This window comes from Vibrio sp. 1CM2L (genome assembly GCF_023161695.1).
GTDB lineage: Bacteria > Pseudomonadota > Gammaproteobacteria > Enterobacterales > Vibrionaceae > Vibrio > Vibrio coralliirubri.
In genome coordinates, this window is the sequence record NZ_JALNTT010000002.1 from 948,221 (window position 1) to 970,491 (window position 22,271).

Annotated in this window: 19 protein-coding genes; 3 read left to right on the forward strand and 16 right to left on the reverse strand. The window is 42.8% G+C overall.

From position 1 onward, the window contains the following. Positions 1 to 90: 90 nt before the first annotated feature. On the forward strand, positions 91 to 1,431 hold the full coding sequence (locus MSG34_RS09330) for an MATE family efflux transporter (RefSeq protein WP_248337138.1): 1,341 nt from the start codon (positions 91 to 93) through the stop codon (positions 1,429 to 1,431). Positions 1,432 to 1,524: 93 nt separating this feature from the next. Here the strand turns inward: MSG34_RS09330 and MSG34_RS09335 are convergent, their stop codons facing one another. Further along, on the reverse strand, positions 1,525 to 3,219 hold the full coding sequence (locus tag MSG34_RS09335) for a solute:sodium symporter family transporter (RefSeq protein WP_248337140.1): 1,695 nt from the start codon (positions 3,217 to 3,219) through the stop codon (positions 1,525 to 1,527). Between the two features lie 102 nt (positions 3,220 to 3,321). Further along, positions 3,322 to 5,424 carry an alpha-galactosidase gene (locus MSG34_RS09340; RefSeq protein ID WP_248337142.1) on the reverse strand — a complete coding sequence of 701 codons (2,103 nt, stop codon included), beginning with the start codon at positions 5,422 to 5,424 and terminating at the stop codon, positions 3,322 to 3,324. Positions 5,425 to 5,673: 249 nt separating this feature from the next. On the opposite strand from MSG34_RS09340, the gene MSG34_RS09345 reads away from it, so the two are divergent. After that, the gene (locus MSG34_RS09345; protein WP_248337145.1) at positions 5,674 to 6,747 is read left to right on the forward strand and encodes a LacI family DNA-binding transcriptional regulator; all 1,074 of its coding nucleotides are present in this window, start codon (positions 5,674 to 5,676) and stop codon (positions 6,745 to 6,747) included. A 235-nt stretch (positions 6,748 to 6,982) separates the two neighbouring features. Here the strand turns inward: MSG34_RS09345 and MSG34_RS09350 are convergent, their stop codons facing one another. Continuing rightward, entirely contained in the window at positions 6,983 to 7,909 is a 927-nt protein-coding gene (locus tag MSG34_RS09350) for a LysR family transcriptional regulator (RefSeq protein WP_248337147.1), read from the reverse strand. Positions 7,910 to 8,010: 101 nt separating this feature from the next. Here MSG34_RS09350 and chrA point away from each other — a divergent pair, with 101 nt between their 5' ends. Next, on the forward strand, positions 8,011 to 9,159 hold the full coding sequence (gene chrA / locus MSG34_RS09355) for a chromate efflux transporter (RefSeq protein WP_050649673.1): 1,149 nt from the start codon (positions 8,011 to 8,013) through the stop codon (positions 9,157 to 9,159). Positions 9,160 to 9,196: 37 nt separating this feature from the next. On the opposite strand, the gene MSG34_RS09360 is transcribed toward chrA, so the two are convergent. From MSG34_RS09360 to MSG34_RS09420, 13 genes are read right to left on the reverse strand one after another with little or no spacing between them, the layout of a single operon-like run. Next, positions 9,197 to 9,925 (reverse strand): class I SAM-dependent methyltransferase, encoded by a 729-nt coding sequence (locus MSG34_RS09360; RefSeq protein ID WP_248337149.1) that lies wholly within the window; start codon positions 9,923 to 9,925, stop codon positions 9,197 to 9,199. Positions 9,926 to 9,934: 9 nt separating this feature from the next. After that, positions 9,935 to 10,864, reverse strand: coding sequence for a glycosyltransferase family 2 protein (locus MSG34_RS09365; protein WP_050652455.1), 930 nt, complete (start codon positions 10,862 to 10,864; stop codon positions 9,935 to 9,937). Further along, positions 10,861 to 12,639: a hypothetical protein gene (locus MSG34_RS09370; RefSeq protein ID WP_248337151.1), complete on the reverse strand. Its 1,779-nt coding sequence runs from the start codon at positions 12,637 to 12,639 to the stop codon at positions 10,861 to 10,863. The genes MSG34_RS09365 and MSG34_RS09370 overlap by 4 nt, the downstream gene beginning before the upstream one ends. 17 nt (positions 12,640 to 12,656) lie before the next feature. Next, positions 12,657 to 13,661 (reverse strand): tetratricopeptide repeat protein, encoded by a 1,005-nt coding sequence (locus MSG34_RS09375; RefSeq protein WP_248337153.1) that lies wholly within the window; start codon positions 13,659 to 13,661, stop codon positions 12,657 to 12,659. After that, complete coding sequence (locus MSG34_RS09380; RefSeq protein ID WP_059020080.1) at positions 13,658 to 14,629, reverse strand: type II secretion system F family protein; 972 nt, start codon at positions 14,627 to 14,629, stop codon at positions 13,658 to 13,660. Before MSG34_RS09380 ends, MSG34_RS09375 begins: the two co-directional genes overlap by 4 nt. Positions 14,630 to 14,632: 3 nt before the next feature. After that, positions 14,633 to 15,598 (reverse strand): type II secretion system F family protein, encoded by a 966-nt coding sequence (locus tag MSG34_RS09385; RefSeq protein WP_059020082.1) that lies wholly within the window; start codon positions 15,596 to 15,598, stop codon positions 14,633 to 14,635. Between the two features lie 9 nt (positions 15,599 to 15,607). Beyond that, positions 15,608 to 17,059, reverse strand: a complete 1,452-nt coding sequence (locus MSG34_RS09390) for a CpaF family protein (RefSeq protein ID WP_248337155.1) — start codon at positions 17,057 to 17,059, stop codon at positions 15,608 to 15,610. A gap of 33 nt (positions 17,060 to 17,092) precedes the next feature. Next, the gene (locus MSG34_RS09395) at positions 17,093 to 18,313 is read right to left on the reverse strand and encodes an AAA family ATPase (protein ID WP_248337157.1); all 1,221 of its coding nucleotides are present in this window, start codon (positions 18,311 to 18,313) and stop codon (positions 17,093 to 17,095) included. Between the two features lie 26 nt (positions 18,314 to 18,339). Beyond that, a complete protein-coding gene (locus MSG34_RS09400; protein ID WP_059020088.1) occupies positions 18,340 to 18,840 on the reverse strand; it encodes a TadE/TadG family type IV pilus assembly protein in 501 nt (166 codons plus the stop codon). Continuing rightward, a complete protein-coding gene (locus MSG34_RS09405) occupies positions 18,837 to 19,265 on the reverse strand; it encodes a TadE/TadG family type IV pilus assembly protein (RefSeq protein WP_059020090.1) in 429 nt (142 codons plus the stop codon). Before MSG34_RS09405 ends, MSG34_RS09400 begins: the two co-directional genes overlap by 4 nt. A 2-nt stretch (positions 19,266 to 19,267) precedes the next feature. Then, positions 19,268 to 20,536 (reverse strand): TadE/TadG family type IV pilus assembly protein, encoded by a 1,269-nt coding sequence (locus MSG34_RS09410; protein WP_059020091.1) that lies wholly within the window; start codon positions 20,534 to 20,536, stop codon positions 19,268 to 19,270. A gap of 16 nt (positions 20,537 to 20,552) precedes the next feature. Then, a complete protein-coding gene (locus MSG34_RS09415) occupies positions 20,553 to 20,822 on the reverse strand; it encodes a hypothetical protein (RefSeq protein ID WP_052878864.1) in 270 nt (89 codons plus the stop codon). Beyond that, positions 20,812 to 22,266, reverse strand: coding sequence for a type II and III secretion system protein family protein (locus MSG34_RS09420; RefSeq protein WP_050645761.1), 1,455 nt, complete (start codon positions 22,264 to 22,266; stop codon positions 20,812 to 20,814). The genes MSG34_RS09415 and MSG34_RS09420 overlap by 11 nt, the downstream gene beginning before the upstream one ends. Positions 22,267 to 22,271: the final 5 nt, after the last annotated feature.

Genomic DNA, 22,271 nt, shown 5'->3' on the forward strand with positions numbered 1-22,271 from the left:
TTATTAGCCTTCCGGACATTAATTTGATAGTCGTTTACTAAATAATCGCTAAACTATAGTGTCGCCTACCCCTTTTTTGAGAAAACCTAAATGCCTAATGCTGATTCCACCCTAAATAAACGTATGGGAATCGTTGCGCTCACCTGGCCAATTTTTATCGAAGTTCTTTTAAGAACCGCACTCAACACCAGTGATGTATTCATGTTATCGGGATACTCGGACAAAGCCGTGTCTGCCGTTGGTGTTATTTCTCAAATATCCTTTTTCCTGATCATTGTCTCGACCATGGTCAGCAGTGGTACGGGTATTCTAATCGCGCAATACAATGGTGCCTCCCGCACTCAAGAGAGCGCTCACGTGGGCGTAGCGAGCATCATTCTGGCCATTATTGCCGGTGGGCTACTGAGTGTTATTGCCGTTCTTGTTGCTGAATATTTTATCCCGCTCTATCAACTCGAACCTCAAGTTGAACAGTATGCGCAAGAATACCTGTTCATCAGTGGTGCTCTCACCTTCAATGTAACCATAGGTGTGGTTCTCACCACTATTTTGCGCAGTCATGGCTATTCAAAGTCACCAATGGTGATCAACATGATTGCAGGCGTTATCAACGTATTCGGTAACTACTGTGCCTTATATCAACCTTTTGGTTTGCCTGTATACGGCGTGCAAGGAGTTGCGACCGCGACCGTCATTAGCCAAGTGATAGGGATGTTGATCTTGATTGGTGTGGTCAGAAGCAAAGGGATTGATCTACCAGTGAAGCAGTTTAAATCTGTGCCGAAAGCCATCTATCAAAAAATCATTAAGATCGGCTCGATGAACGCCGGAGAAGTGCTCTCTTATAACATGGCTCAGATCAGCATTACCTTCTTTGTCGTGCAGATGGGCACCTCTTCATTGGCTGCGTTTACTTACGCACAAAACATCGCTCGCCTCTCTTTTGCGTTTGCACTGGCGATTGGTCAAGGCAGCCAAATCCAAACAGGCTATTACATTGGTAAGGGTTGGATCGACGAGATTACCAAGCGCGTGCAACGTTACTTTGTGGTTGGCTTTATCGCCTCAACCGCGATTACCTGCATGGTATATGTGTTCCGTTTAGAAATTCTCGATCTGTTCACTCAAGATCCAGAGATCATTGCGCTAACTGCTGCACTGATTGCAGGTTCCATCATTCTTGAAGCTGGCCGAGTATTTAACCTGATCTTTATCTCTTGTCTAAAGGCTGCTGGCGACATTAAATTCCCGATCAAAATGGGTATTCTCAGCATGTGGGGCATTGGGGTTGCCATGAGCTATTTGCTTGGCGTGCATTGGGGTTATGGCGTATTGGGGGCTTGGATGGCAATCGCGATGGACGAGTGGTTCCGTGGAATCATCATGGCCTATCGCTGGCGAGCTAAGAAATGGACTCGATTCTCTTTTTAGACTTTTTAGCCTTCCATTTATCTTCACAAGATCGAAAAACGCCGCTCCTATTTCCAAAGAGCGGCGTTTTCGTTTTTAATTACCCTAACTCATCTACGCGGTCGCAAGTCCTTTCTTACGCTTTGCTAATCGGCCAAAAATACCGACTAACATCACGATGCCACACACACCGTAAACCTGCATGATAGTTGGATCATCAGATACAAAGCCCACATCAGAGAACATCACGTAAGCACCTAACACCATGTAGAGAATGATAGCCGAAGCCTCGAAACGGAACTCCCAAGGTGTCACATCAATATTCTCATTGACTGGCATCACGTACTCAGACTCACGAGGCATAAAGTAACCAATGATGAACATCAACGCAGTACATACCACGAACAGAATCGCCAATTGATGTAGGAAGTGAATCGGTGTTTTAAATACTAGCTGCATTGCTGCGTATGAACTTACAAACACCACCAACGCCACTTTTGCCGCCACAGCTGGAACACGTTTAGAGACATAGCCGACAAACACGATAGTGAAAATTGGCACACTGAAGAAGCCCGCCACCATTTGTAGATATTGGAAAAGACCTTCTGGTGCGTACATGATGAATGGTGCGATACATACCGAGATAATCGCAATCACGACACCAAAAATACGCCCTTTACCCACTAGCTCTTCGTCTGTTTTACCTTGTCCAAATAGCGGCTTATACACGTTCAATGCAAACAGAGTCGTTGAGCTATTCAACACACCATTAAAGGTACTCAAAATCGCACCAAACATCACCGCAACGAAAAAACCCACCAGCGGCTTAGGCAAAACTTCATTAACTAATCGGGTGTACATGGTGTCTGGATTACCGGCATCAGCACCAAACATATGGAAAGCGATGATGCCTGGAATGATCAAGAACAGTGGAGAGATAACCTTAATCGCACCAGCAAGGATAACCCCTTTCTGACCTTCTTTCAGGTTCTTAGCACCTAATGCGCGTTGAATGATGGATTGGTCAGTACCCCAGTAATACAAGTTCACCAATAGTAGACCTGTGAACAATGTCGAGAACGGCAGTGGATCGCTTTCTGTACCCACAGATTGAAGCTTCTCTGGCGCGGCATAAAGCAGAATATCTAAGCCAGCACCGAAACTCCCCTCGCCCAGTACCATCAAACCAAACACAGGGATCATCATGCCGCCGACAATCAAGCCTACGCCATTAATGGTATCTGCAATCACAACCGCCTTTAGGCCACCATAAATCGCATAAAAGAAGCCAAGTAAACCAATCGTCGCCGAAATTAGTGCGATTGAGCTAAACTCTGAAATATTCAGCAGAGCCTGAACATCGAAGATTTCACCCAAAACAACGGCGCCCGCGTAAAGTGTGGTTGGCAAAATATTGATCACGTATTGGCACAAAAAAAGTAACGTCACAAACTTCTTCACCGACATGTCGTAGCGGCTCTCTAAGAAGTCGGGAATGGTGGTGATGCCTTGTTTCAAATAACGAGGTACCAACATCAAAGCGATGATCACCAAGGTGACACCAGAGGCCACTTCCCACCCCATGACACTCATATTGTGGGTGTAAGACTGCGCACTCATTCCAACAAAGCTGGTTGCGCTCAAATTCGTTAAGATAAGTGAGCTGGCGATTAAGCCGCCGGTTAAGCTTCTTCCGCCAAGAAAGAAGCCATCTTGTGAGGTGTTTTTGTCATTTTTTACTTTGTTGTAGGTAAACGCGACTACAAACCCAGTAAATAACAAAAATGACAGCAGAACGGTAATAGACATTTTGTTTTCCTTAAGTTGAGTTATTGCGGCAGCAATACCTCGCTGCCGATTATAATTTTTATATTTAGATTTTTATTTGTAGGGGTACTCAGAGTCAGAAATTCACATCTTTTTTAGATGCACAATCAAGGCTGACTGTGGGTCGAGAATAGGTAAGGTCAATCCAATCTCTTTGAGGTTATCGCCGCTTAAAGTCAGCGTTTTATCTAACCATTGAGGGCGTTGCTTCATGAGTTGGAAACTGGTTTGTGGCATCTCCACTAACTTCACTTGGTACAGCGCACTGTCTTCCACGCAGCTAATACGAAGTGGTGATGGCAGAGCGTATTCAGGCATGGCCAACTGACACACGGTGATCAGCATTTCATCATCATTCTGCACCCCATAGATGTTCTGGTTTTTGTCCGCAGGATCCATGCGGAAGCTGCGACCTGAGTGCAAAATATGGCGAAACTGCTTGTGCAGAGAGATGTAGTGAGAGAAAGCTTGTTTCTCTTGTTGTGACTCTTTAACCGGGTCAAGCTCAACGCCCATGTGCCCCATCAAAGCGGTGACACCACGCATATTGATGCTGTGACGACGATTGGTTGAGTGACACTCAGCAGGGCCAATGTGCGCACCCATCACTTCTGGAGGGAAGAAGTAACTCATGCCTTTTTGAATGGCTTGGCGTTCCAATGCATCGTTACAATCGGATGCCCAGAATCGATGTGTTCTCTTGAGGATTTCAAAATCAATGCGACCACCGCCTGATGAGCAAGATTCAATCTCAACCTTAGGGTGTGCTTGATTCAGTTGATCGACGAGACGGTACAAGGCTTGAGTTTGACCATGCACCGCCGCCTTACCTTGGTGGCCCGGCTGAACTAATTCACGGTTCATATCCCACTTTAAGTAGCCGATATTGTACGTAGTCAGAAGCGCATCAAGGCGAGAGAACAAGTAGTCAAAACACGCTTCGTTCTGCAAGTCTAAAACATACTGCCAACGACCAGAGGGTTGATGATAACCTTGCAAACCTAGGACCCAATCAGGGTGGTTACGGTATAGGTTTGAGTCTTGGCTGACCATCTCAGGTTCAACCCACAACCCGAACTCCATGCCCTGTTGGTTAACGTGTTCAATCACAGGTTCTAAGCCATTTGGGTATTTCACTTCATCGAGATACCAATCGCCTAAGGCCGTTCGTTCACCATCGCGACCAATAAACCAACCATCATCAATAATGAATCGTTCAACGCCCATCGCACCGGCTTCCGTTGCCATCTGCATGATGTATTCCGGTTTATGGTCGAAGTAGATGCCCTCCCAAGTATTCAAGTGCACTGGGCGAGGTTTATCGGTAGGGAATTGAATAATGTTGTCACGAACAAACTGCTGAAAACGTTGAGCAATACCGTTCAAACCAGAGTTGCTGTAACAGCCGTAGAGCCAAGGTGTCTGGTAAGTTGCCTCTGGCTCTAGAATCGATTCACCCGCTAGCAATAACTCACCCGCTTGTACAAAGCGGCGGCCATCACTGCGGACATCAGCACGCATTTGGTGGTTACCACTCCAACCTAAATGGAAGCCCCACACCAAACCGTTCTGCTCTGAGAAAACTTGCGTTCCTGCAAACATGCCAGGGAAGTTTTCATGTGAAGTTCGACCGCGACGGTTCTCTTGCATGAAGCCACCGTGTTCAAAACGCTGACGTTGCGTTTGGAACTCATGACACCAACGACCATGGAACGTCATCAATTCATTGGCGTGGTTTGGCAGCGGCAACGTTGATGACAGCTTATTTAAATAGTATTTACTGTCCCCTTTATTGGTTACTGTGACGCGCTTTTGAACCACATCGGATTCGTAATCCAGTTTAATTTCAACCGTCAATTCAAGCTTAGACACGGTGTCTTCTAGAACAAAAATGGCTTGCTGATCCTGAGCTTCTACGCAGACGGTGTTAAAAACGGGAGCCCAATCAAAACCATCACGATGCCCTTCAATTCCCGGCGCATTAAAATGACCGCTACCCAATTCAGGACAAAGAGAAAGCGGCACATCGACATCAAGGCGTGCTTGAGAGATCGGTCTCTCGGTTGATAACAAAAGATCTTCATCAATACTGGCGATCTTAGCGCCCCAATGAAGAACCTCTGGAGTACGGCCCGATTTGATGATCAAACTGTGGTTTTTACTTGTTAGATGAATAAATTCGCTCATAGCCAATCTCTATTGTTTTCGTAAACATAAACTAAGATTAATAGTGAACTTGAAGACTGGAATTAGTACCAATACGGCTAAATAACGTGATCTAAAAATACTTATTCGTTACTAAAATTTGCACAAGATCGACTGTTTTCGGAAACATATTTAATGTTTCAAATGACATTTTTTTGAAAGGGAGCAGAGTTTCATTTCACTAAATTGGATAAGCTCATCGAACGACGGGAATATTCGATGGACGGTGTGATGAGTGTAACTTTTAAAGATGTGGCGAAGCTGGCTGGCGTATCGACTCAAACAGTATCAAGGGTGACGAACGGTTCGCAGGATGTCGCAGAATCCACTCGAAACAAAGTGAATGCTGCGATAAAGAAGCTTGGATATGTGCCCAATAAAGGGGCTCAAATGCTCAGCCGTTCCAAGTCCACCAGCATAGGGTTAGTGACTCTCGATATGGCCTTACACGGAGCCGCAATGATCGCCAATGGTGTGCGAATGCAGGCTCACGATATGGGGTATGGCACCGCTTTTTCTGTGGTATCAGAACCGAACCTCGCCAACACCCGCGAAGCCATTCGTGAACTGATCGCCCAACAGGTCGACAGCATCATTCTCAATGTGCCTTTAAAGAGTGCAGATGCCGAATTGCTGGTAGAGCAGTATCAACATCTCAACCTCATCTTCATTGATGTCCCTTCTAACAGCCAAGTTAACTATATATGCGGCGATCATGCCGAGGGCGCAAAGCTGGCGGCTCAACATCTTATTGAAAATGGTCGCAGTGAATACTTGTTGATCAGCGGGCCTAATGAGTCCAGTGCCTCACAAATCCGTCTGCAAAGTTGGTTAGCCGCGTTATCAGATGCAAACTGTCAGGTACAGTTTCAACATCAAGGAAACTGGCAAGCAGAAAGTGGCTACCTTGGCGTTCGAGACGCCGTCGCGAAACAAATCCGGTTTGATGCTGTGTTGGTCGCCAGTGATCAAATGGCATTAGGGGTTTTACGTGCTCTGCAAGAATTGCAAATACCAGTACCGGAAAAGGTCGCTGTTGTCGGTTTTGATGGCATAGAAGACAGCGCATTCTTCAACCCGCCTCTTACAACCATCAAACAAGATTTCACAAAAATAGGTCAGCAAGCGGTGAGACTTGCAGAGAAGCTCAACGCCAATTCTCAAGATGCCTTGTTACAACACCATATCGAAACCACACTGCTTCCGAGAGAAAGTAGCCAATCTAAGGCGACTGCCAATTATGAAAAACAAGAGATCGAAAAACTGCTGAAGAAGATTCAGAGCCTGCTACCAGAATCCAGCTGAAAGAAAAAAGCGCTAGGGGGAGCTAGCGCTTTTAAGACCAACTAAGTCCGTTTAGCCTGGTAGATTTTTAAGCTATATCATGAAGATATAACCAATTTTTTTACTTAGGTAAATCAAAAAGCCTATTCTTTACGACTGCTTTGAGTCGTAAATTAAGTATAGTCGGGTTCTTATAATAAACCGTATTTTTCTAAAATTAATTCATATGAATTTGACGATTAACCGACACAATAAACTATTCGGAAATCACAGATGAGATCGCATTAGTAATCAGCTTTCTAAGTAGTTTATTTTTATCATCTAAATGCTTTGCCTTTCGATAAACAAGCTGGATATCAAAATCTGGAACATCAATTGGTGGCTTCACAGCTAGTAAGGTTTCTTCACTATCCATATCCTTGCGCGCGACTAGCTTGGGGACAATACACAATAGTTCTCTGCCACGAATGAGCCGCTTAACAGTTAAAAAGTTACTGGAAGAGATCGCGACTTTCCGGCTTAAACCGAGTTCACCTAAACGAGTGTCCACTCCCGTCTTTAAAGCCCCTGCCGGGGAAACGAGCGCGTGCTCGACAGCAACAAATTGTTCTAGCGACATCGGCTCCTCAATAGATAGAACCGATTGATCAAGTAAACAAACATGTTGCTCCGTATACAAATGCTTTGTTCGATATTGCTTTGGTACCTCACCAAAGCTACCTATCGTCATATCAAGCTTGGCATCGTCAAAGACTTGCTGGTAGTTACTCCGGTTTACATTGAACAACGCTACTTGGGAATAAGGAGAGGATTGCTTAATCAGGTCAAACAATATTGGAGCGAACATCTGCTCGGCATAATCAGTGAGACCAATCTTCCAAGTCCCTTTATAAGTCTCTGCATCAAACGATTTAGATAACAGAACTTCGGACTGGATGGTATTCAGTAGCGCATCCACGGTACTTGATAGTTCAACGGCTCGGTCGGTCGCCTCCATCTTGCTACCTACGCGCTCAAACAAAGGGTCATCAAACAACTTTCGTAACCTTTGTAAGCTATGGCTCATCGCAGATTGGCTGACATAACAACGCTCAGCAGCCTTACTTACGCTATTCGTTTTATACAAAGCCTGAAGTGCAATCAACAAGTTAAGGTCGATTCCTTTCCAATTAAAATCAGCCATGCTAAATAACCCATTTCATTCATAGTTATAATTAAAACAATTAATTTGAATCATAGTTCAACTCCACCTAAATTACGCTAAACATTTATCTGGAATCGATCATGCTTTCAATTTTTAAAACCTTTTTCTGGCTTGGCTGGATTAGCTTTGGTGGACCAGCAGCACACATTGGCTACTTCCGTAAAACCTTTGTTGAGAAACTGAACTGGCTGTCCGACGAAGAGTACGGGCAGATTGTCGCTCTTAGTCAATTTCTACCGGGCCCAGGTTCAAGTCAGGTTGGCTTTGCGGTTGGCTACAAGAAAGGTGGACTAACCGGTGCTATTGCTGCATTTGTCGGCTTCACTTCCCCATCTGTGATTCTGATGCTGATACTGGCGTTAGTCAGCAACCAGCTATTGGAAGCACCACTTTTCAATTCAATCATTCACGGGCTTAAGTTATTAGCGGTAGTGGTTGTGGCTGATGCAACCTTTGGTATGTACAAGAACTTTTGCCAATCGAAGATAGCAACCGCCTTATGTGTGATTACCGCGATTGTTCTGCTACTGATTCCAGGCATCTGGCCTCAAGTTTTAGTGCTTCTATTTGCAGCGATGGTTGGCAGTAAGTTCTTGACGTCCCAAGAGCTAAAAACGACACCTTCAACACAAAAAATATCGGTAACGCCTCTGGTGATTTTTGTTGCTTTGCTAGTTGGCCTGCCTCTATTCAGTGCTTACTCTCAAGGTATTGAAGTGTTTGGCCTGTTCTACCAAGCAGGTAGCTTAGTATTCGGTGGCGGCCATGTGGTACTTCCGTTGCTACAAAATGGTATTGGTGACCAACTGTCTCAAGATGCCTTCCTAACAGGTTATGCAGCAGCGCAAGCAGTACCAGGGCCTATGTTTACACTTGCGACTTACTTAGGTTATGTGTTGATGCCATCGGCACCGATCACAGGCGCACTACTCGCAACGATTGCGGTGTTCTTACCGGGCTTCTTATTACTATTAGGTGTGTTGAAAAACTGGCAGGCAATTGCAAGCAAGCCTCTGGTAGCTGGTGCACTTACGGGTGTAAATGCAGCGGTTGTCGGTCTATTACTTGCGGCTCTGTATCAACCGATCTTCACAAGCGCAGTGAGTAGTGGCTTAGATTTCGCTCTGATCATTGTTGGTGTGTGGTTATTGAAAACCGTGAAGTTACCTATTGTAGGGCTTGTCGGATTATTCATGGTCTTTGGCGCAATGACAGGTTTAGCAGTCTAAAAGATTTATAGTAAGAAGTGAGCGAGTCGCTTGCTTCTTACTTCTTTTCAGAACTAGAATCAGGCTTAATCCCGTGAAAATTGAAGAATAAATTACAGTCAATAAGAGGCACAAAACTCATCGGCCAAAATGATTTTTGATGTTCAGGAAGATAGTACCTTAAGAACGCGATTAGATTATTACATGGATTTACATGCTCTCTTGCCATTATATAATCGTAATTCCAACCTTTTGCCAGGCCTTGCTTCCTCGTCGTACAGTACCGACCAATCTTCCATGCTATTCCAGGATCAGTAGGAATCAGAATCGAAAGAGTCCCTCCGGGCTTTAACACTCTTAACCACTCTTTGATAACTAAATGGGGCTCATACAAATGTTCCAATATATGAGTTGCAATCACTCGATCAAAGCTATTATTTTCAAAGTTTAATTGCCTAGCATTGGTCACATCGAAAGTAAGTTTATCGTAAGAGTTGATATGATTGAGCTGCTTTTGGGCCAACTCAAGCGCCGCAGCATCACCATCACTTACAATATATTCATCAAAAGTGTGCTTAACATGCAGTAAGTGTTCACCCGTTCCGGATCCCACTTCTAACACTCTCGAAAAGTGTTCACTTTCACCAAATGGCTTTTCGCACGCTACATGGCCAGCTCTCATCACATAACCCGTTGTATTTCCGCTGTAAACCCGCTCATCATATTCGTCACTGAATCGAGATAAATAGTTGAGCCATTCTTTATCTTCGTTCTTGCTTATTCTCATACCTGAACCCTATTTTGATAGCTTGTGATCGTGACTTCTTAATATTGAGAGGATTCTCATCTCTCTTCTACCTCGTGACACGTTGTCAAGTATCAAGCCACAAAAGAAAGACATCACCGCAATAAGTGCAATTGAGCTAGACAGAATAGCAGTAGGTACTCTTTCAACTAACCCTGTATCGATAAAATCTAGGATAACGGGAATCCCTAATCCTAATGAAATAAAACAAAGCAACACTGACAACACACCGAAGAAAAACATCGGCTTTACGTCTCTTAATAAGAACAAAATAAAGTTAAGGATTTTAATACCATCACTCAATGTATTCAGCTTGCTAGCAGTGCCTTCAGGTCTTGAATGATACTTAGTTGGAACTTCTTTGATTGACATATTATGGTGTAACGCGTGTACGGTTAATTCCGTTTCAATTTGAAAGCCATCACTAAAAATTGGAACTGTTTTAACAAACCTACGACTCATAACTCGATAGCCCGAAAATACATCACTCAATTGAGCGCCGAACCCTCGGTTGATAAGTGTCGAGAACATCTTATTACCGAAAATATGTCCTTTGGGGTAAGCCCCTGAAGAACGCTCTCGGCTACCGATGATCATATCGAGCTGTTCAGTTACGAGCTGATCGATCAATGTGGGGCATATTGACGCATCGTAGGTATCGTCACCATCAGCCATAATGTAAATGTCAGCATCAATATCCGAAAACATCCTCCTCACAACTTCGCCTTTACCTTGACGAGATTCATGACGAACAATAGCACCAGCCTGTAACGCCTCCTTGACCGTCCCATCAGTAGAATTATTGTCGTACACATAAATAGTTGCGCTGGGTAAAGCTAATTGAAAATCAGCCACAGTTTTTCCAACAGCCCCAGCTTCGTTAAAGCACGGGAGTAACACAGCAATGGTTTGTTCTTTCATGTACTCCCCCTAACTCGAAATACTCGGTAACCGCTTTCGATGTTGTCGTGCACAACCTCCAACCAAGTCGGTGTATCTGAGCTGTATAGTTTATTGATTAGTGCCTCCTCACCAGCTGAGTCCTTTAAAATCAACAAATGTGGATCATTGCCAACAACAATAATATCTATGTTTTTAGCTATGATTTTCTTTTCAGCTAAGCTGAGATCTTCCTCTAGCATCACCTCAATAAGAAACTGATTCCCGACAATATTTCGATGGTAAGGAGCGGCAATAATACGGTTAGTCGTTTTTGCCAATACCGGAGCCCCTGTTTCTATTCCAGACAGGATAGTTTGCGAATTTATATCGTTATCTTTTAAAACCTTATAGATGCTCAAAGGCTCTTCCTCTTCATCAAGAGTAGTTGTAATTTCTTCGGTTGGCGACAAAGCGAGAATGACAAACGCTACCGCTAGTGGTGCTCCAGAAATAATAACCGTCGCTTTTATGATGGAGGAACGTATGTAATCCGCTAACTGAAGAACCACATACGCCTGGAGTGGGGCCGCTAACACAAAACACAACCTCATGACTCTAATCTGCCAAAAGATCGCAAGGGCTAAATTGAACATAAAGATGAGATACAAAATTGTGCAGTGGTCGTTTTTACGTTTAAAAAATGGATACAAAGTGGCAGGAATCACCAGCAAAGCGTAATTCTCTATTGAGAAAAAACCATGACTTGCGACATATCTAACGATCGATTTCGCTTCTGTCACTTGGTCTAGCCAATACACTTTTAGTAACGGGGGGTAATCAATTAATAAAGCACTACTGAGTGAAGGGTAAAGTACTGCAACTGGAATTAAAAATAAAACAGCAAGAAAAAAGAATAACAAAGCCTTTGGCAATAGGTTCTGACCTTCATTCATTAACCGACGGTAAATATTGACAAATAGCCAACCACAGAAGAAAAAAATAATGAGAACAAATGATATTTCGTCGTACTTAAAAACAAAAAACTCATCGTAAGGCCGATTTAATAAAACCGCACAAACCCCAAACAGAACAGAACTCGCATACAGCTTAGAGATATAACCAAACCACTCATGGCGAACAAGACCGTAATACACGGTGTAAATCGTGAAGAAAATCATAAATAACAATACATTGTCTAACCCTGTCCACAAAGATAAAGACAACAAGATTGCTTGAGCATAAACACGCCATGATTGGCACAATTGGCTGTGATTTAACGGCGTCGAGGCTAAAAACAAGACAGCGAAGATAAGCTGAATATTATGATGATCAATAGAACCGGGTAAAAAATGGATAATTGAAGGCGAAGAAATCGCAAACATCATGCTAATAAAGCGATACTTGGCACCAAAGAGGTGGTCAGCTAAGTAAAAGCATGACAGTGAAAAAAGCAGCAAGTAAAGCAGGGGGACAAGAGAGATGGATATTGTATAAGCAAGGTTATCATCAACGATAAACAATAGTGGAAAGGCAACAAGCGACAGAACGAGATCAGGAAAACGAGACCAATGAATAACAATGCCATCAGCGGCATTAAAATTATTCATTGGTTCTAGGTACCAATGACCAGTTGCCATCCAATCCTGAAATTGAACGAAACGCATATAGTCGTCATTGTCATTCAGGTTAAGAGCTGAAACGCTCTCCCACTTGTAAATAAAGATCACTGTGGCACAAACTAGCCAGATGACAGAGACAACAATGATATCTTTGTTAAAATTATCACTTTTAGGCAATATGAATATCCTTTTCATTAAGCCAAATCAAATCACTATTGCTCCATTTCTCTCACTTCCGCTAGTGCTCTGTTTAAGTTTTCGTTCGCTACTCTGTAATACGATGGTTTCTTATCGATAGCTTGTTGAAGGTAAGGAACGGCCTGATCTGGCTTACCTTGTAATATTAGGAAATACCCAACATTATTCAATGCTTCAGGCGTATCCATATGTCGCATAAACATATTAGTGGCTTTCTTAACATCACCAGAGGCTAGGTAAATGAGTGCCAGATTATTTTGGGCCTTCTCGTTATTTGGCTCTAACTCTAAAGCTGAACGCGTGTACTGATACGCTTCTTTGTAATTGCCGTACATGTAATGTGAATAGCCCATGTTCAATAGAGCCTTGAATGAGTTTTTATCTATCTGTAATGATTTCTTAAAATACTCTTGAGCTATCTGATGTTTTCCATCAACATCTTCCAACACACCAATACCCATATACGCTGACGCTGGAGACATATTGTCAAACTTTAAGCTAGCTACTTCAGTTTGGTTCAACGCTTGGTAGTTTTTTGTCGTTTCACTACTTTTCAAGCGAACTTGGTCTGCGTTTATCGCTTTAAAAAAGTAGCTTCGACCTTCATCGGTCCGGCGCTGTTTTGTATATAAGATCCCCAACTCTTCCAATACCTCAGTATGTGCTGGGTTGAAATCCAAGGCAGCTAGGTACGCTTTCTCGGAAAGCGCATAATTACCACGAGACGAATGAATTTTTCCTATCGTAAACAAGGTTTTGTCGTGAAACTCCTGTTCAGGGAAAGACAGAGATCGGATGTACTCATAAAGCGCTAAATCTATATTATTATCTCTAAGCGCAATATCACCACGCATTATTGCTTCTTTTTCATTTAGCGGTGGATCATCGCTAGTTAATGTATCGATCGGCTTTCCAGAGTACAATTCTGCGTCAAATTGATTGGTTGGTTCATCAGAGGAAGCGCAACCAAGTAGCAAAAATGGCAATAGTAGTAAAACAAATTTATTTAAAAAAATCATAAGCTTGCTCCCGGCGCACTCAATGCGTCCATTACGATAAGTAGCCCAGGGCCAAGTGCGACAATGAAAAAACAAGGCCAAATAAATATCAACATAGGAAATAACATTTTGGTCGGTATTTTTGCTGCTATCTCCTCGGCAGCTTGCTGCCGTTTATCTCGAAAATCTTCAGTATAATCACGAAGCGTTTGCGCTAAGCTACCGCCCATTCTCGATGCATGGGAAAGCAAAGAAACCAATCCTTCCAGTTCGACTAAACCGGTTCGCTCGATAAGCTGTCTAAGAGCATCAGGCATGGTTACACCAGCTTGGATTTTTGCAAATACGGTCTCGAGTTCATCGGCGAGATCAGGTTGGGATACATAGAGTTCAGATGCAACACGTCCAAGAGCCGCATTAAAACCAAGCCCTGATTCAGTACAGACAACGAGAAGATCAAGAGCATCAGGAACACCGTTTCTAATTTTTTTCTGGCGCTCTTTTTGTAATTTACTCAGAATAATATTTGGCGTGAATGTTCCGAGGAAAACACAAGTCATGATAAGTAGATTATTGTACTCCCCCCCCAACGATATGTAATAAACCATAAAAGCAGCGACGATACCTATTAAGCTAGATAAAACCTTCAACGCATAAAAAACTGATAACGAGCTCTTCTCATGGAACCCAGCATGCATCAACTTTTCTGAGTAAGTTTCATTATCCTTTTTATTACCTTTACTAATAAATGGGCTTAATGATTCTAACGTATTAGAAAAATCATAAGGTTTTCGACCACCAGAACTCCCCTCTTCAGAGATTTGTCTTAGCTTCTTGTCTAAAGGAGATCTAGCACCTAAAAACAGGAACCCAATAGTCAATGTTAATAAGACAGTAGTGAGCAAAATCATCGCATAGATAATAGCCTGAGAGCTGAATCCAAACTCTTCTAACATCTGCTTCCAGACTTCAATATTTAATAATTCCATAAGTTAAATCTCTATACTGATGATCTTTTTAATCCATAAGGCTCCGATCGCCAAAAGAACAATACCGACACTGACCATCGATAGACCGCGAGGATCTTTGTAGAGTGGCTCGATATATTCAGGACTGGCTACCTTCAAAGCAAAAAATAAACCAAATGGGGATAAGGTTAAGATCCATGCTGATAGACGACTTTCAGCAGAGAGCGTTTTTACTTTCCTTTCTAACTTAAAGCGAGCTCTTAATACTTCAGATACCTTTTGCAAGTTCTCTGATAGATTCCCCCCAGTCTCTTTTTGTAGCATTACTGCACTTGAAAAAGCCAGCATTGATACGGTGGGAACTCGCTCTGCCATCTGCAAAATAGCTAAACGTAAGTCATAACCGTAGTTAAGTAAGTTGTAGGTATTTTTAAACTCAGCACCGATAGGTTCAGGAAGTTCTTCGCCAACTTCATTAAATGATTGAACAAGCGGTTGCCCTGCTTGCAGTGCTCGTCGGATAATATCTAAAGCCTCTGGAAGTTGCTCTTCGAATCGAGCCATTCTATAAGACACTCGATTTTGTACATACAGATAAGATATAACCCAAACAGAAATGAATGCAGCTAAACTAATAAACCATTCTTGATTGGTCATTATTGATATCAATGTGAGCAAGACACCACAAAGAGAAACAATAAGTAAAAATCGGCTCAATGCTAATTTAAAACCAGCTAATTCCAACATTTTTTTTAAGCCAGCAAAGTATGGAATAACTATTAACTTACGGTCTATAGGAGATAATTCTTTGTTATAATGTTCTTTTAATAAAGATAGACTCTCTTCATCGATATTACGTTGCGTCTCTTTCAAACGTCGAGACAGCTCTTTATGCTTCGCTTTTTTCCCTGCAGCAGGTAACAACAAAGCTTGAGAGATAAAAAGCACCGCAATGAATAACAGACCTAATGAAACGCTTACATTATCCATAATCTCTCCTTAACCGTGAGTCTCAGTAAAGAGCTCGAAAGGCAGGTCGAGTCCACGTTTGACTAACTGGTCATGATATTGAGGAACGACCCCCGTTGCTGTGTAATAGCCGATAATATTGCCATCTTCATCAATACCTTGACGTTGGAAACGGAAAATTTCCGACATCGTAATCACCTCACCTTCCATACCATTGATCTCTTGGATGCTCACCATACGACGCTTACCATCTTCTTGTCGTTCCATCTGTACGACGAGGTGAATAGCCGAAGCTATTTGAGCTCGTAAGTTTTTGGTTGATATGTTCCACCCAGCCATCGAAAACATGTTTTCGACACGACTCAAAGCATCACGGGGGGTATTAGCGTGAATAGTAGCAAGGGATCCATCATGGCCCGTGTTCATCGCAGCCAGCATATCAACCGCTTCGCTACCACGAACCTCACCAACCACGATTCGGTCGGGGCGCATACGCAGGGTATTTTTTACGAGTTCTCGCTGGCTGATTTCGCCTTTACCTTCTAGGTTTGCTGGGCGAGTTTCCAATCGAATAACATGAGGTTGTTGAAGTTGAAGCTCCGCAGAATCCTCAATGGTAATGATTCGTTGATCACGTGGAATAAAGCCAGAGAATATGTTTAACGTGGTGGTTTTTCCTGAACCTGTACCACCTGAAATCAATATATTGAGCTCGCCTTTTACTGCAGCTTCAACAAACTTAGCCATTTGGGGTGAAACTGAATTGTAGTCAATAAGGTTATCCATCGTTAAACGATCCACAGCAAAACGGCGGATAGAAACAGAGGGGCCATCAAGTGCGAGAGGAGGGATAATAGCGTTCACACGTGAGCCATCAACTAAGCGCGCATCTACCATAGGTGATGATTCATCTATGCGACGGCCAACCTGGCTGACGATACGGTCGATAATGTTTCTTAGATGGCGATCATCAAGAAAAGTATAGGGCGTTTTTTCGAGTTTACCTCTTCGCTCCACGTAAACGCTCTTAGGGCCGTTGACCAATATATCTGACACGGTTTGATCGGCTAATAAGGGCTCTAACGGACCAAGACCAAAAACCTCATCTTCAATCTGCTTGATGACCCTTTTTCGACCTTCTGCACTTAAAGCATGGCTACCATCTTCAGCCATCAACTGTACGATAGCTTCGTGCAAATCTAACTTAGCACGCTCTTTCTCCAAACTCGAGAGTAACCCTAAGTCCAATGTCTCAAGCAACTGCTTATGAAAGAAGTGTTTGATTGATAATTCTTGCTCCAATACTTTTCGAGCCTCATCAATTGCCTTCTCTTTTTCAACGCTCGCTTCAGCATTCCGAGAATGACTAGACGTCTCAACATTGGATAAACGGTCAACAGGATTGGCATCTTCTGAATCATGCGAAATCTGTTCTACTTTTTTTTCAAACTCTGGATTTACATTTTTTCGTTTAAAGAACATCACAATCCCTCGTGTTTACTTTTCATCAACCCATTATGAAAACAACTTTTTCAGCCACCCTTTCTCTTCTTGTTCTGGTGGTGATAGAACATGAGACAAATCGATGATAGAGCGAGTAATAGAGCTTTTCTTTCTCGACTGAACTAACGGCTGCCCCAAGTTGGCACTCTCCAGCGCAACTTTAAAATCGTTAGGCATAAGATGTATATTGTGATTACCCACCGCCTGCTCTACATCTTTTAACTTAATTGAATGTCGCTTTTCATAACGGTTGAGAATGACCTCTATTGAGTCGCTTTGTAGGCCATATTCAAACTTCAAAGACTTAATTAATCGACTGGTGTTTTTGACTGAAACTAAACTTTGTTGCAAAACCAAAAGTACTTTCGTCGCAGGTGATATTGCTGATGCAAACACGTGGTCTAAGCCTCTAGACAGATCAATGATCACATAAGGATAAAAGCGACGTAATATCGGAAGCAGTCGACCTATTTTTTGAGCCTGCTCGAAATCATCAGCGTTATTTTCATGTTTAAAGCTTAGAACATGGAGGCCTGATTCGTGTTTATTCACCAAAGATCCCAAAGATATTTCATCCAGGTCATTCGAGCTATTAATCGCATCAGAAACACTATAAGTGGGTACTATGTTCAAGTAGTCTGGAATCACACCAAACTGAAGATCGATATCGAGTAAAAGAACTTCATTGGGGTGTTGAGTGGCCATCTCTATAGCGGTATTTAACGCTAAGGTAGTTGCCCCCATCCCTCCCTTGGTGTTCAAAAACAAGATAAATTCTCCATAACTGGAGTTTTCAAGCTTTTCGGAAGCCGTTTTCTTAAGCAGAGGGAGTAAGTCTGAAATAGTGACATTATGAGATAAGAAATCTGAGGCTCCTAAGCGAAGCGCAATTTTTAATGACCCATTATCACTTTCATCACCAAGCACAACTAAAGACAAGTCCTTGTCTTCCAAAGACAAATCATACCCCTGTAACTCAACCATTTTTTGAGCCCAATTCCCATTAGCTTCAACAAAAATAAGCTCTGGAACATCTGCACTTTTTAGGTATTCCTCACTCATTGCCGCAAGAGAAAAAGAGGTCACATGAACATTTCGACATTTTTTTAGTTCTTGACTCATATGCGAATGAAAGCCGTCAGTACTGTAGACTAACCAAACCTTTAGATTCGTTCTTAAACGCGTAATATCATTGTCGTTTCCATTAGGCGTTAATTGAATTGCTTCCCCCATACATTTATCTCCTTTTAAACAACCGTTTATGGGCATCGATTCCATATGTTAGTGCTAGTTTCAGTTTCAGGCCTCACCACACCCAAACTTTCTGCTGGTAATATTGTTTCAAACGCAGGGGCGGCTAGAAACCCACTATTCCCTAAAAAGCTTAGGTTACTGATTAGCTGAATGCCATAACCCGTAGCCCTAGCACGCACAAATTTAATATCACCAAAGTTCGCTTCAAAATCAGAAGCAATCTCTACCCCGCTCGCGTCTAAGTAAGCCACTTCTAAGTTCGTATTAGTAAATCCAACAAGAGGAATATCATTCACTACCATTCCCGCAATATTATCTCTATCTAGGACGTAACATACCGTCGCTAACCTAGCAGCCTTCCTAGTCGCTTCACTGACCATTTGCAGCGAAAATATATAGGCACCCAACGCGAAAATGAGAAAGAGCAGCAACATAATTAACGATGAGACCAAAGTGAACTCAATAATAGCAAGCCCTTTGATTCGTCTTTTAAGCCTTATCATCACAGCACCCTCATCACCGAAGTGACACTTAATGGAATAGCAAAACTCTCATTCGAAAAAGGAATAGACAAGAAGAGTGGAACATAATCATACGTCACACTAACTCGTACATAACTGTCGCCTGAAGGCGGGGTTACGGTCACATCCGATGTCGTCAATGAAGATAGAACAGCTGTCCCCACGCTGTTCTGACCATAGACCACCACATTCTGAATTTCAGACGTCGGTGCGATGGTTCCACCAATGGTTCCATACACCTCACTAACCGCATAGCGTGCGCCGTTTTGCACTGATTTCGATATCACATTATAGTGAACAAGAATATTGCCAAGCTCTAGAACTAAGACTAGAAAAAACAATAAAACGGGAGTCGCAATGACCATCTCTACGGCAGCAAATCCCCGTTGAAATTGATTAGATTGCTTCATAATCAAGATTCCCCACTATCGGGATCCTTATACAGAACAATCTTATAAGTCCCTTCCGTTGTCGACGTTGTACTACCAGAACCACCAGCGACACTGCAAGAATGTATAAACTCACCAAAAACGGCTGGTGTACCTGAGTTGTTAGTTGGTGCTTTTTGCAACAAGAAAAAACAACCAATTTTGTTTACGGTAAAGTCAGTTGAACCACCACTTTTACCAGAGCAATCAACCATAGGAATGGGCAAAATTCTTCGCCAAGCAACACCATTAGATGCACACCCAGAACCACCGTTTGCTATACAGGCGTTGGTATCTGACTCATATTGAGCATAAGTATAACTTCCATCAGAATCGATCTCTCCTGTACCAGCATCAATCGTTATTTCATTGGTAGGTTCTGTGGTTACATAATCAGAAGGGTAATCTGATGCAGACAAGCCACCGCCATAATCTCCAAATCGAGTATTCAAACCATCGCCTGTGGGGCCAACCGTGCCTCCAGGTTTAGTTGTTATATTTTCACCAATTTTGACTGGCTGGTCATAACTACCACCTAAACCTTCCTTGACGGTTTTACCACCGGAACCGAAATCCAACAGATGATAATTACCATTACCCATTTCTGACAAGCTACTATCACCCACCTTCAATGCATGGACCGTTCCGACTTCATATCCAAATACATTAACTATCTCTTCTCCTGTCACATCGTGATAACCATCTTCAGGATCAATATCGTTATCCGAAGTGCCATCACCAATACACACCCCAATAGGTACAACGTTGTTTACAACTTCTTGCCCAGAGCTAGGCCCAGCAACGGCACTTGCCGATACTTCCTTATCAAGGCCAAACAGTTGAATGAAAAATTCATCCATCTCTAGTGCATCTACGCGAACTCGCACATAAACATCATCATTTGTACCGAACGTCGCCGTACCTGTAAAATCCTGTGGATCATTCGAATAATCAATGCTGATAGAAGCGGTCGAGAAATCAATTTCTTGGTTTCCTGTTGAAGCCGCCATGGCATTGAGTGCCGTACCGACTTCCACGTCTACAGCGTCTTTATCTTTGCTGTTGTCTAATATGGTTGCGGCAGCCAACGCTGCAGAATCAACTGCATTTTGTAAGCGCGTTTTATTCACGACCATATGGTTTATATCTACAGCTAACGCTGAGACAGCTAGAAAAACTAACAAGGCAGCGGTAATCATCACCACAACTAAGCCTTGTTGTTTTTTAGGGCTTTGTGATACTCGATACAACATATGAGTACCTCCAGATTTAGTTAAACTCTTCTAAGATCTGGCTACTACTTCCGGACAGGTCGTTTTCACCTCTACCAACATATCTGTCGTAGCCAGTCTGCATCCGCTCCCCTGTACCATTAGGTACTTCGAGTAAATTCTCTTGGGTCGCATTAGGGTTATAAGTTTGCTCTGTTTTCACTAATGCTACTGAGTGCCCCAAACGAGCATCGTTCGCACAACCAACTAACACCATCACGAGAAAGACCATCATTATTCTAATCATATCCATCTCCTTATAAATCATGGCCAAATGAGCCTTCGCTACCACCATCGGTCGGCGATACGGTCTGTGCCGATTGAGATTGCTCTGAGTCCGATTCTGACGGTTCAGCGATGTAAGCGCTTCGGCCTAATAAGTAATATTCCAAGTCATTGGGGTCAACGAAAGCATCCGTTGGTAAAGTCACTTTCGTTCGATCGATAGGTTTAGCGAGTCGAGGAGTAACAAGAATAACGAGCTCTGTTTCACCAGATACATACTCTTGGCTATTGAAAAGCTGACCTAAAATTGGCACATCACCAAAGCCTGGCATTTTGTTACTGATGTCCCTAACATTCTCACTCAATAAACCTGCGATACCGATAGTTTGTCCATCGGCTAATTCAAGCGTCGATGATGCGCTTCGTCGAGTAATAGGAGGTATGAAGTAAGTCGCATTAGTAGTACCAGGGTCAATCGTTAACGAACTACTGTTGGCAATCTCACTCACATCAACAGCCAAATTTAGATTGATTTTCTTGTCGCTAAGAACAGTAGGGATGAACTTTAACCCAACGCCATATTCTTTATATTCAATGGTAATACCATCTTCGTCAGGCACCGGAATAGGGAACTCACCACCCGCTAAAAATTCAGCTTTTGAGCCACTTAATGCGGTTAAGTTAGGTTCTGCTAAAACTTTCGCCACACCATTTTGTTTTGCTACATCCAATGCAAAGGTAAACAAAGTATTGCTATCAATGAAAGATCCTAGAATGCCGTAATCCGTAGAAGTGGGAATATCAAAGATAGGCGTCGCACCCAGCACACCAGCAGGCACTGAAGATGCCCCCCATGAAAAGTCTGAACCACTGGTTTGGAAGAAATGGAAATTGGCGTCAAACTTTCTTACCAAGCTTCGTTGAACTTCGGCTACGGTCACCTCTAACATCACCTGTTGAGCCCCACCAATCGACATTAAATTGATAACCCCCGTAGCCGCAGCTTGTTCACTACCACTCTCTTTCGATTCATCAGCGGTTTGCCCAGATGAATAGGTTTCTGCAATTCTCATTGCCACATTCATCTGCTGTTGATTACTCACCTGTCCACTTAACAACAGACGATTTTGAGCACTATGCACTTCGATAGTTTCATCAGGAAGAAACTCATATAATTTAGCTTTGAGGCTATTAAGATCATGAGTAACCTCAATGTTAATAGACTCAATCAACCGACCTCGAGAGTCCCAAGCCATTAGGTTTGTCGCACCTAATTTTTTACCAATTAAAAACACTTCATTTGATTTTAAAATTACAATATCTAAAACTTCAGGATCACCAAGAGAAACCTTCGCCGCTTTTCCCGACAGCACGACATGCGTAGATTTATGATGTGGAACCGTGACTGTTTTTCCCGTTTGTAACGCCGCAACACTGGCCGTCGAAATACAAATTAGGCTCAAAACACACGCAATTAATATTCTCATATTTC

What these genes read in the sequence shown, in the direction of transcription:
- MSG34_RS09330 (WP_248337138.1), top strand. Translation starts at nt 91, where the DNA reads ATGCCTAATGCTGATTCCACCCTAAATAAACGTATGGGAATCGTTGCG.
- MSG34_RS09385 (WP_059020082.1), bottom strand. Translation starts at nt 15,598, where the DNA reads ATGGATAATGTAAGCGTTTCATTAGGTCTGTTATTCATTGCGGTGCTT.
- MSG34_RS09345 (WP_248337145.1), top strand. Translation starts at nt 5,674, where the DNA reads ATGAGTGTAACTTTTAAAGATGTGGCGAAGCTGGCTGGCGTATCGACT.
- MSG34_RS09410 (WP_059020091.1), bottom strand. Translation starts at nt 20,536, where the DNA reads ATGTTGTATCGAGTATCACAAAGCCCTAAAAAACAACAAGGCTTAGTT.
- MSG34_RS09350 (WP_248337147.1), bottom strand. Translation starts at nt 7,909, where the DNA reads ATGGCTGATTTTAATTGGAAAGGAATCGACCTTAACTTGTTGATTGCA.
- MSG34_RS09360 (WP_248337149.1), bottom strand. Translation starts at nt 9,925, where the DNA reads ATGAGAATAAGCAAGAACGAAGATAAAGAATGGCTCAACTATTTATCT.
- MSG34_RS09335 (WP_248337140.1), bottom strand. Translation starts at nt 3,219, where the DNA reads ATGTCTATTACCGTTCTGCTGTCATTTTTGTTATTTACTGGGTTTGTA.
- MSG34_RS09405 (WP_059020090.1), bottom strand. Translation starts at nt 19,265, where the DNA reads ATGAAGCAATCTAATCAATTTCAACGGGGATTTGCTGCCGTAGAGATG.
- MSG34_RS09390 (WP_248337155.1), bottom strand. Translation starts at nt 17,059, where the DNA reads ATGTTCTTTAAACGAAAAAATGTAAATCCAGAGTTTGAAAAAAAAGTA.
- MSG34_RS09380 (WP_059020080.1), bottom strand. Translation starts at nt 14,629, where the DNA reads ATGGAATTATTAAATATTGAAGTCTGGAAGCAGATGTTAGAAGAGTTT.
- MSG34_RS09375 (WP_248337153.1), bottom strand. Translation starts at nt 13,661, where the DNA reads ATGATTTTTTTAAATAAATTTGTTTTACTACTATTGCCATTTTTGCTA.
- MSG34_RS09370 (WP_248337151.1), bottom strand. Translation starts at nt 12,639, where the DNA reads ATGAAAAGGATATTCATATTGCCTAAAAGTGATAATTTTAACAAAGAT.
- chrA (WP_050649673.1), top strand. Translation starts at nt 8,011, where the DNA reads ATGCTTTCAATTTTTAAAACCTTTTTCTGGCTTGGCTGGATTAGCTTT.
- MSG34_RS09365 (WP_050652455.1), bottom strand. Translation starts at nt 10,864, where the DNA reads ATGAAAGAACAAACCATTGCTGTGTTACTCCCGTGCTTTAACGAAGCT.
- MSG34_RS09420 (WP_050645761.1), bottom strand. Translation starts at nt 22,266, where the DNA reads ATGAGAATATTAATTGCGTGTGTTTTGAGCCTAATTTGTATTTCGACG.
- MSG34_RS09415 (WP_052878864.1), bottom strand. Translation starts at nt 20,822, where the DNA reads ATGATTTATAAGGAGATGGATATGATTAGAATAATGATGGTCTTTCTC.
- MSG34_RS09340 (WP_248337142.1), bottom strand. Translation starts at nt 5,424, where the DNA reads ATGAGCGAATTTATTCATCTAACAAGTAAAAACCACAGTTTGATCATC.
- MSG34_RS09395 (WP_248337157.1), bottom strand. Translation starts at nt 18,313, where the DNA reads ATGGGGGAAGCAATTCAATTAACGCCTAATGGAAACGACAATGATATT.